A 12,504-nucleotide genomic window follows, 5' to 3' on the forward strand; every position below is an offset into this window, starting at 1 on the left:
ATGTGCTGCATATCTGTCGGCAGCATGATCTGCGTTTCCGTGGGGGGCCTTTCCTGTGCAGCATTCCACCTTGCGGCCATCCGAGGTGCGAGCGACGGAATACCGGTCAAGCGGCATCTGGCGCAGTTCGGGGCCGATCGGGGATCTTCGCCAGTGGCGCGTCGAGACGCCGGATGCGATCGCGATTCGTGCGCACCGGTCGGGAGGGCCGCAACGGCAGATCAGCTACGGCGAGTACGCCGGTCACGTGGAGCGGTTCGCAGGCGCGTTGGTCGAGCTGGGCGTGCGGCCGGGAGAGGTCGTCGCGCTCCAGCTGCCGAACTGGTGGCAGGCCGGTGCGCTGATGCTGGCGGCCGCCCGGGTCGGCGCGGTGCTGACGCTGATCCCCCCGAACATTCGTTCCCGCGAGCTGGAACGTGTGCTGGCCGGCACGGATGCGAGCCTGTGCGTGACGGCGGATGAATGGACCGGCTTCGACCACGCCGCGGCGGTGCGGGAGATGGCGCCACGCTTGCCGCAACTGCGGACTCGGGTGGTGCTCGGGCGGCCAGCCGGAGGCGACGAGATCGGCTTCACCTCGTTCTTCGAGGACACTCCGTGGGAGCGGCGTCATCCGGTGGCGTTGGAGGACGCGCAGGAGGATCCGGATCGGGTCGCCGTCGTCTGTTTCACCTCCGGCACGTCGGGCGAGCCGAAGGGGATTCTGCATACCTGGAACACGTTGCACGCCACTGTGGCCCAGCTTGTCGAGATCGACGGAGGTGGGCCTGGAGAAGCGCTGTTCACTCCTATTACGATCGTGCACCTCTTCGGCGTGGTCTACAGCGTTCTCACCCCGCTGCTCACCGGCGCGTGCAGCGTGTTGCTCGATGCCTGGTCGGGTGAGACCGGATTGGCTGTGCTCGCCGAATCGGGCGCTACACAGTTCACCGCGACCCCGCTCCACTTCTTCGACCTGGTGGCGGCTGCGGGTACAGGAGCCCTCGCCTTGCCGGCCCTGCGCGTGCTCTTCGCTGCAGGCACGACCATCCCGAAGCAGCTCGTGACCGAGGTGCGGGACGCGCTCGGGGTGCCGTTGCGGGCGGAGTACGGGATGACCGAGATCGGATTGGGAACGTCGACCCGGGCCGATGACCCGGTGGACTGGGCCGCGCACAGCGACGGACGTCCCGGGTCCGCCACGGAGATCGACGTCCGGTCCAACACGGTCGTCACCCCGGACCAGCCGGGCCGGCTGTTCGTCCGGGGTCCCGGCGTGTGCCTGGCGAGCGTGGGTCGCGACTCCGGAAAGGTCACCGTCATCGCGGATCACGACGACGGCTGGTTCGACACCGGCGACCTGGCTGCTCCGGACGGGCGCGGTGGAATCCGGTTGGCGGGCCGAGTCGGGGACCGGATCGGTGGCAGCGCCATGATCCCGGTGACCGACGTCGAGTCGCTGCTGCTGTCCCACCCCGGCGTCACGGACGTCGCGCTGGTCGGCTACCCGGACGGCAAGGGTGGCGAGCTGGCGTGTGCGGTGATCCGTCCGGCGACGACGCCACCGGTCGGCCTCGAGGAGCTGCGCGTGTACCTGAGCGATCAGCGCATGACCGACTTCTACCTGCCGTCCCGCCTCGAGCTGCTGCCGCAGCTGCCGCGCAACACCATCGGAAAGGTGCGCAAGGAGCTGCTCCGGCGCTGGCTACGCGGAGAGGCCGACCTCACGGACGCATGACGGAAAGGCTTCGCTGTTCGGTGTCGGCGCAGCCCTGCCGGACCCAGCTCGTGACCGCGCGGACGGTCTCGTCCTGGGGGATCGTGGTGGTGTCGATCAGCTCGACCGGCGGCCGGAGTGTCGGACCCTCGCGACGGAGCCAGTCGTTGAACGCCAGTGTTTCGTCGATGCGCCGCTCGTCCCAGCCCCGCCACGCCGGCCGCGCCCGCAGCCTCGCGCGCAGCGCCTCGGGCTCCGACACCAGCGCGAGGTAGTGGATGTCGCCGAGGAACGCCCGCTCGGGCAGGCGTTCGAGCTGGGCCGGGACGACCGTGCCGACCAGCACGACCGGTCGCCCACTCTGGTGGATCATCGCGGCCATCCGCAGCCAGGTGGAGCGGAACAGCCGGAAGTCGTCGGCGGGGTCCTGCAGTCCCGCTGTCCACAGGACGTCCTGCTCGACCACGACGGCCAGGTCGCCGAGGGCGGGCGTGAGCAGCCGCCCGACCGTCGACTTGCCGGCGCCGCTCGGGCCGGTGAGCGCGAAGAGCGGCAGCCGTCGGAACGGCTGCCGGTGACCGCACTGCGCGCAGACCAGGACCGCCGCGTCGGGTGCGACCACCGGGGTGGTGAACCGGTCGCCGCAACCGACGCAAATCTGAAGGTCCACAGGAGTGGGCTTGCTGATCAGTCGAACAGCCCCTCGAGGAAGCTCTTCTTCCGCCGCCCGTGGCCCGAGTGGCCCGAGTGGCCGTAGGGCGGCGGGGAGTCGGAGTAGTGGCCGCCGTGGTGCCGGTCGTGGCCGTGTGAGCCGTAGGGCGGCGGGGAGTCCGAGTAGTGGCCCGGCGCGCCTCCCGTCGGCCCGTAGTAGCTGTGCTCGGCGTTGGAGATCTGCTCGAGCTCACCGCGGTCGAGGAAGATGCCGCGGCAGCCCTGGCACTGCTCGATGTGGATGCCGCCGCGGTTGACGGTGTGCATGACATTTCGACATTTCGGACAAGTCACCCTGTCATGGTACTGAAAGTTGATCGGCGGCGGCGGAACGTGATCGGGTGACGGCGCCCGCACGGGTGTCTTGTCCGGAAAGACGCAGGTGGGCGACAGTGTCTGGATGACGGCACCGCTGACGGCCGAGGACAGGGCGATCCTCGAGCTGGAAGGGCCCACGGTGGTCGGGCACACCTGCAAGGTGATCACGCTCGGGACTGGAGCGATCACGGCCGCAGCGCTGCAGGCCGCCGTGAGCAGGCGGCTGGCCGGCGCTCCCCGGCTGACCTGGCGGCTGAGCGGGCCCCCGACCGAGCCGGAGTGGTGTGTCGACCCGGCGTTCGACGTCCAGGAGCACATCTCGGAGACCCGGTCGCCCGCCGAGCTCGACAGCGTCGCGCTGAGGGCCGAGGTGGCCCGGCTGTTCGAGCAGCACCTCGACCGGCGCCGCCCGCTGTGGCGCATGGATCTCCTCGGACCGCTCGTGGGCGGAGGCACCGCACTGGTCTGGCGGCTGCACCACGCGCTGGCCGACGGGACCACTGCGATGCGGCTGGCGCGCAGCGTGCTGTGGGACATCGGTCCCGCGCAACCGGCCGCGCGGACCTCGCCGCCGGTGACCCACGCGGCCGACGACGTCCGCCGCCGCCACCACCTCGCAGGCCTGATCGAACGGGAGTTCCTGCCCAGCCTGCGCCGTTCGCCGTTCGACCTGCCGATCGGTCCCGACCGGCAGATCGCCTTCGCGCAGACCTCGCTGTCGCGACTGCGGACGGCGGCGCGGTCGCTTGCGGGTGCCACTGTGAACGATGCGGTGCTCGCGGTGCTCGCCGGGGCGCTGCGGACATGGATGCTGCACCGGCACGGGCCCATCCGCCGGGTCCGCGTCAAGGTGCCCGTCAGCCTGCAGAACGAGAGCGCGCCGGCCGGTAACCATGACTCCTTCTTCTGCGTCGGTCTCCCGCTGGACGTGCCCGAGCCGGTTGCGCGGCTCCGCGCGGTGCGCCGCGAGACGGCGTTGCGCAAGTCGAGCCACGATGCCGAGGAGATGGCCGAGCTGCTCGACAAGCTGGGGCGGGCGTCGCCCCGGCTGCGCCGCTGGTGCTCCGAGCTGCAGGCCGCCCCCCGCGCGTTCGCGCTCACCGTGTCGAACGTGCCCGGGCCGAGGCAGGATGTCTCCGTGCTCGGTGCGGAGGTCGAGGCGATCCACTCGATCGCGGAGGTGGGTGAGCGGCATGCGCTGCGCGTGGCGGTGGTCTCGGTGGCCGACCGGCTGTGCTTCGGTCTCTGCGGTGACCGGGGCGTGATCGCCGACCTCGACGTACTGGCCGCAGCGATCGACGACGAGGCTGTCGCGCTGGTCGCGGCCGGCGGCACTGGGACCGGAGCGACCCGGCAGGGACGTGCGGGCGGCGGCCGGTGAGCCGGATCGCTGTGCGCGTCCAACGGCCTGCGAGAGTGTGACGGTGCAGGTCGTCGTCATCGGAGCCGGTGTCGTGGGCGCGGCGGTTGCTCTCGGGCTGGCCGAGCGCGGGGCCGACGTCACGGTGCTGGAGGCGGGCCGGCCCGGCGCCGGAACGTCCGGCACGTCGTTCGCCTGGGTGAACTCGGCGAACAAGGAGCCGGAGCACTACCACGCGCTGAACCACGCCGGGGTGCGCGCCCACCACGAGCTCGCCGGTGATCGTTCGCCGTGGTTCTTCCCGACCGGCAACCTCGAGTGGGCCGTCACCGGGCAGCACCGTGCGTCGCTGGCGGCGAGGCTCGATCGGCTCACCGCCCGGGGCTACCCGGCGCAGCGGCTGACCGCGGAGCAGGCCCGGGAGCTCGAACCGGATCTGATGGTGACCGGTGAGGACGTCGACTTCGCGTTCTTCCCGGAGGAGGGGCATGTCCTTCCCCTCGTGCTGCTCGGCAGGCTTCTCGGCGACGCCCGGGACCGTGGGGTGCGCGTGCGCGTCGGGAGCGCCGTCGTCGAGATCGAGCGCACGCCGACGGGGGCGGTGATCGGCACGGCCGACGGTGCCCGTTATGCGGCCGACGTCGTCGTGAGCTGCACCGGACGATGGACGGGCGCGGTGGCCGGCCTGGCCGGGGCCGACGTGCCCATGGTCGACACCACCCGGGCCGGATCGGCAGCCGTCGGTCTTCTGGCTGCCACGGAGCCCGTGGCGGTGCGGTTGTCGCGAGTGCTCACCGGACCGCAGTTGAACGTCCGTCCCGATGGCGGTGGCCGGCTGCTGCTGCAGGGGCTCGACCTCGATGCGCGGGCGGACCCGGCTGTCCCTCTGACACCGGGCGGTGTGGAGGGCAAGGAGCTTCTCGGCAGGCTCGCGCAGGTGCTCCGGTCCACCGCGGACGCGGAGATCGCCACCGTCCGACTGGGACAGCGGGCGCTCCCCGGCGACGGCCTCACGGTGGCGGGGTTCACCGACGGCGATGCCTGGTTCTACGTCGTCGCGACCCACAGCGGCATCACGCTCGCCCCGCTGCTGCGACGTCTCGTGGCGGGCGAGGTGTTCGGTGAGGAGTCGGGGCTGCTCACCGAGTTCCGGCCCGGCCGGTTCGGCGACGGCCAGCAAGCCGCCGTCGCACCGGCTCGGCAGCCGGGCGAGCAGTGAGCCGACTGCTGGTCAGAAGACGAGCGTCCAGCCCTCGTCGTGCGCCTGCTCCGCCGTGTAGGACACGCCGTGCACCTTCAGCCCCTGTGGGTCCAGCAGGGTGATGGCGCCGCCGCTGTTGCCGAGCGTGACCCCGTCGGTAAGGGCGACGGCCAGCGTGGTGCCCGCGGCGAGCGGCCCGCCGGGCACGGCGCACGTCCGCTTCGCGCGGTCGGCGATCCGCCATCCGGTGAGGTCGAGGGGATCGGGAGAGACGTTGATCAGCGTGACGGTCTCCGCCTCGGGTGCGGGGCCTACCGGGTTGACCAGCGCGGCGACGATGCGGGCCATCCCATCACCGGTCGGTGCCGCCCCGCCGTCGCCCGGTGCCGGATGGGGCTCCTCGGCTCCCGGGATCGTGCGCCCCGTGGTGTCGTCGGTGTGCCACGCCTGGCTCTGGAACGCCAGGAAGATCGCCACCCACCGCGACTCGTCGGCGAGGTGCAGGAGCAGCCCACCGTCCTGCCAGACGCCGTCGTCCCGCGCGAACTGGGCCGAGTTGCCCTGGTTCATGTGGATGTCGTGCACCCCGTTGCCCGGCCGGAAGTCGAACACCTGGTCGGCCTGGTCCTCCGGGCCCCAGCGTTCGCCGAACACGTACGCGGTGACCTGCTGGTTCGCCTTCGCGCGCAGGATGTAGTGGTCGAGCAGGTCGGCGAGGTCGTTGTCAGGGCCGCGGGCGTCCGGCGGCAGCAGCCGCATGTCCGCCGGGTCGAAGAGGTTGGCCCGGATGTAGTCGAGGTTCGCCCCGCCCGGCCCCGGGTGCAGTGGCGTCCAGCCCGAGCCGGCCTCGGGCAGCGCTGCGGTGACCGGGTGGCGGAAGTCGTCGACGACGAGGTAGCGCAGCTCCGACGGCGCCTCAGCCGACTCGACGTTGACGGCCGCCCGGTAGTGCACACCGCCGTCGTCGACGAGGTGGATCTGGTAGTGCGGAGAGTCGGACGACCCCTCGCGGCGTGTGTCGACGACACGCCCGGACAGCACTCCGTAGGCCTTCAGTGGCATCGCAGCCCCCCAATCCCCATGTTCCTGATGCTAGGAACACGCAGGTCAGGTGTTGATGCGTTGGCCGGCAGGCGGACGGTGGGCGACGTGCGGGTGTGGAATGGGCGACTCGCGGGCGGGTGCGCAGCCGCGCTGATCGGTCAGAACAGGTGGGGGATGTTGCCGGTCAGGCCGCCGTCGACGGTGATCGTCTGCCCGGTCAGGTAGCTCGCGAGATCGGACATGAGGAACAGCACCGGTCCCGCGATCTCGGACGCCTGGCCGGCGCTGGCACGGGGGATGTTGGCGTCCACGCGGGCCCATCCCGCCTCGTCGAGGAGCGCGTCGAGGTGGGGTGTGTGGGTGAATCCGGGGGCGACGGCATTGACCAGGACGCCGAGCGGAGCGAGCTCGTGTCCGGCCGATTCGACCATGCGGTGGAGCGCGGCCTTGGCGGCGCCGTAGACGGTCTGGCCGGGGCGAACGTGTGCCCGGCGATGGAGCCGATGAACACCATGGACCCACCGCCTGCCTCGGCGATGGCCTGGCCACCGATCCGCAGCGCCAGGAAGGCGTGCCGGAGGACGACGTCGAACTGGTCGTCGTAGCGATCCTCGTCGTAGCTCAGTACCGGGCCCATCAGACCCCTGCCGACGATGTCGACGAGGCCGCTGACCGGGCCGATGCGGCTCGCCTCGGCGACGACGTGTTCCATGCCGTCGCGGCGGATGACGTCGGCCGTCACGGCGACCCCGCCGATCTCCTTCGCCACGGCCTCCACCGGCTCGATCCGCCGTCCCACGCAGACGACCGTGGCGCCCGCCTGTGCCAGCGCGTGGCTGCATTGGCGGCCGATCCCGGCGCCCGCGCCCAGCACCACGACGACACGGCCGTCCAGCCGCAGCTGGTGCGGGTTGTCGGGCACCGCATCGGGGCTGCTCACCGGTTCGGCCCGAGATGAGTGGGACGGACGAACGTGAGCCTCATGGGGCGCCTCCTTCGACGGCGGGCCGGACCCGACTTCCGTCGACGCTAGGTCGCCCCGGTCCGCTCGCGCTGCTCGTGGTGACGCAGGAGACGGGTCGGTTCAGCGCAGCGCGGCGTTGCCGGCGTCCTGGGCCGCCTGCAGTCCCTGCGGTACGGGCGTCCGGCCGGCGAACACGTCGTTGAGGATCGGCTCGAACGCCGTGGCGCCCGCACCGAACTTCGGTCCCGACGGCGCAGGGATCGTGGCGGTGCCGCCGTCGGCGCCGAAGTACCGCGTGTCGACCCCCCGCGCGGTCCAGTAGTCGAAGTAGCCCTTCTGGGCCGCGGAGACGGCGGGAAGGGCGGCACCTTCGGCGCCGACGAACGAGGCGCCCTGCTCCGAGCCGAGCCAGCGCAGCACCCGCAGGATGGCCTCGTGTCGCGGGCTGTCGGCGTTGCCTGCGGCGATCACGCTGTTCACGACGCTGACGCGACCCGTCGGCCCGGCGAGCAGCGGCGCGATGCCCCAGTCGAAGGTGGCCCCGTCGTCGATGTTCTTGAGGTTGTAGGTGCCCGACTGGAACAGCGCCATCTTTCCCTGCAGGAACTGGTCGCGGCTGAAGTCGGGGTTGTCGTTGGTGGCGGACGCGGGCGGGCTCACGTGCTGGGTGTTGATCAGATCGACGAGGTAGGAGAACGCCTGCTCGGTGGGCGGTTCGGTCATCACGAACGTGTCGTCGGGGGCCTGGAAGCGGCCACCGTTCGAGCCGATGAAGTTGTAGTAGATCGCTTGCAGGTCGCGCGCGGCGTTGAAGCCGTACTGGGTGACGGATCCCGGGTCGAAGCCGGGCTGGTCCGCGGTGCGTCCCGCCGCGTCGCGGGTGAGCCGGCGCGCCGCGGGCAGGAACGTGTCGGCGGCCGGGTTCGTCGGGTTCCAGGTCAGGTTCGCCGGATCCACACCCGCGGCGTCGACCATCGCCTTGTTGTAGTAGACGACGATGCGCCCGTCGGTGAGTGCCGGCACACCCCACAGCGTCCCGGCGCGGGTGTACTGCTGCACCGCGGCCGGCACCCAGGCGCCGCTCTCGCCTGCGAGCTCCCGGCCCACGTCGATCAGCTTGCCGCCGTCGGCGAGCGCGCCGAAGTACAGCGCGTTGAGCCAGTAGATGTCGTCGGCGGTGCCGCTGGCCACGTCGAGCGTCAGCCCGGTGAAGTAGTCGGCGTAGGGCACCGTCCGGATCTGCACGCGGATATCCGGGTTCTGAGTGCTGAACTCGGCGAACGACTTCTCGTACGCCGCGGCCACCTGGTCGTCCCACACCCGCATGGAGACGGTTGTGACGCCGTCGGCCGCGGGCCCGTCGTCCGGGCCCGCGGGAGAGCACGCGGCTAGCGGTACGAGCAGTGTGGCCGCGAGAACGGCCCGCCGGCTCAGTCTCATGCTGGGACTCCTGGTTCTCCTGCGTTCGTCACCGGAAGCCGGTGATGGTGATCGAGCGGATGACGTGGCGCTGGAAGACCAGGAACAGCACGAGCAGCGGCAGGATCGCGACGGTCGTCGCCGCCATGACGATGGTCCAGTTGCCGTTGTACTGCGACTGCAGCCCGGCCGTGGCCACCGTCAGCACCTGCCACTGGCGCCCGGTGGTGATCACCAGCGGCCACAGGAAGCTGTTCCAGTGCGTGACCACGGTGATGATCGCCAGCGTCGCGAGGATCGGCCGGCTGATCGGCACCACGACGTGGCGCAGGGTCCGCAGGGTGCCTGCGCCGTCGAGCTTCGCGGCGTCGAGGAGGTCAGCAGGGATGGAGCGGAAGTACTCGCGCAGCAGGAAGATCGCGTACGGCGAGCCGAAGACCTGGGGGAGCACCAGCGCCCAGAACGTGTTGCGCATGCCGAGGTCGGCGAACATCGTGTAGAGCGGGATGATCGTCACGGCCTGGGGCACCATCAGCGTGGCCAGATACACCCAGAACAGTGCGTCGCGGCCGGGGAAGCGCAGCCGGGCGAACGCGTAGGCGGCGAACACCGAGAAGAGCAGCTGCCCCACCAGGATCACGGCCACGACCTGCGCGGTCACCACGATCGGCGACACGAAGTCGTAGCGCCCGCCGAAGAGGTCGGTGAAGTTGGCCACCGTCGGCGGGTCGGGCGGGTTGAGCACCGGCTGGGAGGCGAACTGCAGCGGTGACTTGAGCGCCGTCATGATGCTGAGCACGAACGGGGCCAGCGTCACCACCGCGCCGAGGGCGAGCAGCAGGTACGTGGCGCCGGTGGGGACGGCCCGCCGGAACCGGGCGGGGGCCGTCACGTCGAGAGGTCGTAGGTCGTGCGGCGGGCGAACCACCGCTGCTGCGCGAGGGTGATCACCGCCAGGATCAGGAACAGCACCACGGCCATCACCGCTGCCTGCCCGATCGCCCGCGACTCGAACGCCTCGTAGTAGATCCGTCCGGCCACGACGTCGGTGACGCCCTGCGGGCCGCCCAGGGGGGTGAGCGCGTAGACCGAGTCGAAGACCTGGAAGCTCGAGATCACACCCGTCACGAGCACGAAGAACAGTGTCGGGCGCAGCAGCGGCAGCGTCACCAGGCGGAAGGTCTGCCACGGGCCGGCACCGTCGAGCAGTGCGGCCTCCAGCACCGTGGACGGGATCGCGCGCAGCCCGGCGACGAAGAACAGGGCCACGTACCCGACCTGCGTCCACACGGTGACCGCCGCGACCGACGGCAGTGCCAACGCCGGGTCGGCGAGCCACTCCACACGGATGCCGAGCAGGGCGTTGAGGGCGCCGTCGGTGGGGGCGAGGATCCAGCGCCACACCACGCCGAGCACCAGCGGCGCACAGATCCACGGCAGCACGTACACCACGCGGAAGACGGCCGAGCCGCGTAGCCCACGGTTGAGCAGCAGCGCCGCGCAGAGCCCCAGCACCGTCTGGGCGGGAATCACGATCGCCACGAAGACGGCGGTGACCAGCAGCGATCGCGCGAACTGCCCGTCGTGGGCCACCTCGACGACGTTGTCGAAGCCGACGAACGTGCGTGGGCCGATCAGGTCCCAGCGCTGCATGGCGAGCCAGACCACGATCAGGATCGGCAGCACCAGGAACGCCGCCACACCGAACAGGCTCGGGGCGAGCAGCAGGTAGGCAGTGCGCGTCTCACGGGATCTCATCGTGGCGAGCTACTCAGTGGGCTCCCGGTCCGACGCTCCGCCGGAGCGCTTCGTGCTGCCGTCACCGTGGTCCCCGAGATGCGTGTCGTCCGAGTTGGATGGTCATCGGAGCTAAGATCCTCTTCGCGTCGCTGTCAAGAAATGCGCTCACGTCCAGGCCGCCGGGATGCGTACGCATTCGTGTACCTTCGCGGACATGCGACCGCCGGAAGTCCTGTCGTTCCGGGAGTTCCGCGCCGGCCTCGCCGCCACGCTGAAGCGCGTGCAGAGCCCCGGGAGTGAGCCCGTCTTCGTGGGCGCCCATCGCAGGCCGGAAGCCGTGGTCATGTCCGTCTCACACTACGAGGCGCTCGTGGCCGCCGCCGAGCGGCGCGAGGCCGTGGCGGAGGCGCTGGCCTCGGTGCGGGCCGAGGGCCTCGAGCCCAGCGCGGAGGCACAGCAGCTGTTCACGGCGGTCGCGGCGGGCGACCTCGACACCGATGAGCTCCGCGAGCGGGTGCTGGCGCGCTACCACCGGTGAGCTGGGATCCCTACCTCGACCTGGACACCGGCGTCCTGCACAACCGGCTCGGGATCAGCGACCGCCTGGAGCTGGCGAGGGCCGAGGCCGACCTGACGGCGTCGCGGCTCTACGACCTGCAGCGCACCCGGCTGACCGGTGACTACGACATGGACCACCTGCGGTCCTTCCACCGGGTGATCTTCGGGGACGTCTACGACTGGGCGGGGGAGCTGCGCACCGTCTCGATCGGCCGCGGCGGGCTCTTCTGCCTGCCCGGCGATCTCGTCTCCTCCGGCAGCGCCGTGTTCGACCGCCTCGCCCACGCCCAGTACCTGCGCGGACTGGACCGGGAGACGTTCGTCGACCGCATCGCCGATCTGCTGGCCGACGTCAACTACCTGCACCCGTTCCGCGACGGCAACGGCCGGACGCAGCGCGCCTTCCTCGCCCAGCTCGCCCGCGACGCCGGTCACCGCATCCGCTGGGCGCTGATGGACCCCACGACCAACGTCGCCGCGTCCGCTGCGGCGCTTCGCGGTGACAACCGGCAGCTGCGTCACCTGCTCGACCTGCTCGTCGTCGGCGGAGGCTTCCCCGCCGGCAATCGGCCCGAGCAGCCGCCGCGGCCCTCCGAGCCGGGGTAGGACGGGGCCCGGGCGGGCAGGAGGCGTGCTGCACAACTCCGCCCGTAGCGCGCAGTAGGGCCGAGTTGTTCAGCGCGCTCCTATGTCAGGTGGTCGAAGTCACCCCGGACCCAGCCGATGTGCCGGTCGGCGGAGCGGCGCACGATCGCCCGGGCGTCGGAGTCGATCTTCAGGCCGAAGTTGCCGTAGAGCCGGTCGAACTCGAAGCCCTCGACCGCCTGGGCGATCCGCTCGACCACGGCGCCGGAGAGCGGGATGCGATTCGGATAGCTGCGCATGAAGCTGACGGACGTCCGGTCCGGGTTGGGCATGATCGTGTCGCCGCTGAGCAGCACGCCCGCGCCTGCCGCCCCCGCCGCCCAGTGGGCGACCGCGCTGCCGGGGAAGTGGCCGCCCGGCTGTGTCAGCGTGACACCCGGCAGGAGCTCCACCTTGCCCGACCACGGGCGGATGACGGGATCGGGCCGGGCCACCCAGTCCATGTCCCGCTCCGCGACCAGCACCTCGGGATCACCCAGTGCCCGGCTCCACTCCACCTGCACCCCGAACATGTGCGGGTGGCTCGGCACGATCGCGACGACCTCGCCCAGCTCGCGGATGACCGCGGCGGTCTCCTCGTCCAGGTAGCCGATCGGGTCCCACAGCAGGTTGCCCTCCGACGTGCGGATCAGCTTGGTGTGCTGACCGATGCCGACCTGGGGGTCGCTCGTGATGGAGAAGAGGTCAGGCTCCAGTTCGGACACGACGAGCCGCTGGCCCGCGGCCTCCAGCTCGTCCAGAGTGGTCCACTGCTGCCCCTCGGCCGGCACCCACTGCCGCTCGTCGGCGCAGATCCGGCATACCCCGATCGCTTCGGTGTGCTCCACCGCGCATGTCCGACAGATCGA

At 71.1% G+C, this 12,504-nt stretch carries 12 protein-coding genes and 1 pseudogene; 5 read left to right on the forward strand and 8 right to left on the reverse strand.

The features are described from left to right. Positions 1-85 precede the first annotated feature (85 nt). Positions 86-1,717 (forward strand): AMP-binding protein, encoded by a 1,632-nt coding sequence (locus MMF94_RS30360; protein WP_241040788.1) that lies wholly within the window; start codon positions 86-88, stop codon positions 1,715-1,717. Here the strand turns inward: MMF94_RS30360 and MMF94_RS30365 are convergent. Then, the gene (locus MMF94_RS30365) at positions 1,704-2,366 is read right to left on the reverse strand and encodes a P-loop nucleotide/nucleoside kinase family protein (RefSeq protein ID WP_241040790.1); all 663 of its coding nucleotides are present in this window, start codon (positions 2,364-2,366) and stop codon (positions 1,704-1,706) included. The genes MMF94_RS30360 and MMF94_RS30365 overlap by 14 nt on opposite strands. A 17-nt stretch (positions 2,367-2,383) precedes the next feature. Next, positions 2,384-2,701: a TFIIB-type zinc ribbon-containing protein gene (locus MMF94_RS30370; RefSeq protein ID WP_277398856.1), complete on the reverse strand. Its 318-nt coding sequence runs from the start codon at positions 2,699-2,701 to the stop codon at positions 2,384-2,386. Between the two features lie 106 nt (positions 2,702-2,807). Between MMF94_RS30370 and MMF94_RS30375 the strand changes: the two genes are divergently transcribed. Both MMF94_RS30375 and MMF94_RS30380 read left to right on the forward strand, forming a co-directional pair. Then, complete coding sequence (locus MMF94_RS30375) at positions 2,808-4,106, forward strand: wax ester/triacylglycerol synthase domain-containing protein (protein ID WP_241040793.1); 1,299 nt, start codon at positions 2,808-2,810, stop codon at positions 4,104-4,106. Between the two features lie 43 nt (positions 4,107-4,149). Then, positions 4,150-5,304: an NAD(P)/FAD-dependent oxidoreductase gene (locus MMF94_RS30380; RefSeq protein ID WP_241040795.1), complete on the forward strand. Its 1,155-nt coding sequence runs from the start codon at positions 4,150-4,152 to the stop codon at positions 5,302-5,304. A gap of 12 nt (positions 5,305-5,316) precedes the next feature. Here the strand turns inward: MMF94_RS30380 and MMF94_RS30385 are convergent, their stop codons facing one another. From MMF94_RS30385 to MMF94_RS30405, 5 genes and pseudogenes are all read right to left on the reverse strand, one after another. Next, positions 5,317-6,348, reverse strand: a complete 1,032-nt coding sequence (locus MMF94_RS30385) for a DUF2278 family protein (RefSeq protein ID WP_241040797.1) — start codon at positions 6,346-6,348, stop codon at positions 5,317-5,319. A gap of 140 nt (positions 6,349-6,488) precedes the next feature. Next, positions 6,489-7,270 (reverse strand): annotated as a pseudogene (locus MMF94_RS43820) (SDR family NAD(P)-dependent oxidoreductase). 144 nt (positions 7,271-7,414) lie between these two features. Beyond that, positions 7,415-8,734 (reverse strand): ABC transporter substrate-binding protein, encoded by a 1,320-nt coding sequence (locus tag MMF94_RS30395; RefSeq protein WP_241040803.1) that lies wholly within the window; start codon positions 8,732-8,734, stop codon positions 7,415-7,417. A 28-nt stretch (positions 8,735-8,762) separates the two neighbouring features. Next, complete coding sequence (locus MMF94_RS30400; RefSeq protein WP_241040806.1) at positions 8,763-9,605, reverse strand: carbohydrate ABC transporter permease; 843 nt, start codon at positions 9,603-9,605, stop codon at positions 8,763-8,765. Then, entirely contained in the window at positions 9,602-10,471 is an 870-nt protein-coding gene (locus tag MMF94_RS30405) for a carbohydrate ABC transporter permease (RefSeq protein WP_241040808.1), read from the reverse strand. Before MMF94_RS30405 ends, MMF94_RS30400 begins: the two co-directional genes overlap by 4 nt. A 196-nt stretch (positions 10,472-10,667) precedes the next feature. Between MMF94_RS30405 and MMF94_RS30410 the strand changes: the two genes are divergently transcribed. After that, positions 10,668-10,991, forward strand: coding sequence for an antitoxin VbhA family protein (locus MMF94_RS30410; RefSeq protein WP_241040811.1), 324 nt, complete (start codon positions 10,668-10,670; stop codon positions 10,989-10,991). Beyond that, on the forward strand, positions 10,988-11,617 hold the full coding sequence (locus MMF94_RS30415) for a Fic/DOC family protein (RefSeq protein WP_241040815.1): 630 nt from the start codon (positions 10,988-10,990) through the stop codon (positions 11,615-11,617). The genes MMF94_RS30410 and MMF94_RS30415 overlap by 4 nt, the downstream gene beginning before the upstream one ends. A gap of 80 nt (positions 11,618-11,697) precedes the next feature. On the opposite strand, the gene MMF94_RS30420 is transcribed toward MMF94_RS30415, so the two are convergent. Continuing rightward, complete coding sequence (locus tag MMF94_RS30420) at positions 11,698-12,483, reverse strand: MBL fold metallo-hydrolase (RefSeq protein ID WP_241040816.1); 786 nt, start codon at positions 12,481-12,483, stop codon at positions 11,698-11,700. Positions 12,484-12,504: the final 21 nt, after the last annotated feature.

Source organism: Pseudonocardia alaniniphila (genome assembly GCF_022524485.1).
Lineage (GTDB): Bacteria > Actinomycetota > Actinomycetes > Mycobacteriales > Pseudonocardiaceae > Pseudonocardia > Pseudonocardia alaniniphila.

What these genes read in the sequence shown, in the direction of transcription:
- MMF94_RS30375 (WP_241040793.1), top strand. Translation starts at nt 2,808, where the DNA reads ATGACGGCACCGCTGACGGCCGAGGACAGGGCGATCCTCGAGCTGGAA.
- MMF94_RS30385 (WP_241040797.1), bottom strand. Translation starts at nt 6,348, where the DNA reads ATGCCACTGAAGGCCTACGGAGTGCTGTCCGGGCGTGTCGTCGACACA.
- MMF94_RS30395 (WP_241040803.1), bottom strand. Translation starts at nt 8,734, where the DNA reads ATGAGACTGAGCCGGCGGGCCGTTCTCGCGGCCACACTGCTCGTACCG.
- MMF94_RS30405 (WP_241040808.1), bottom strand. Translation starts at nt 10,471, where the DNA reads ATGAGATCCCGTGAGACGCGCACTGCCTACCTGCTGCTCGCCCCGAGC.
- MMF94_RS30410 (WP_241040811.1), top strand. Translation starts at nt 10,668, where the DNA reads ATGCGACCGCCGGAAGTCCTGTCGTTCCGGGAGTTCCGCGCCGGCCTC.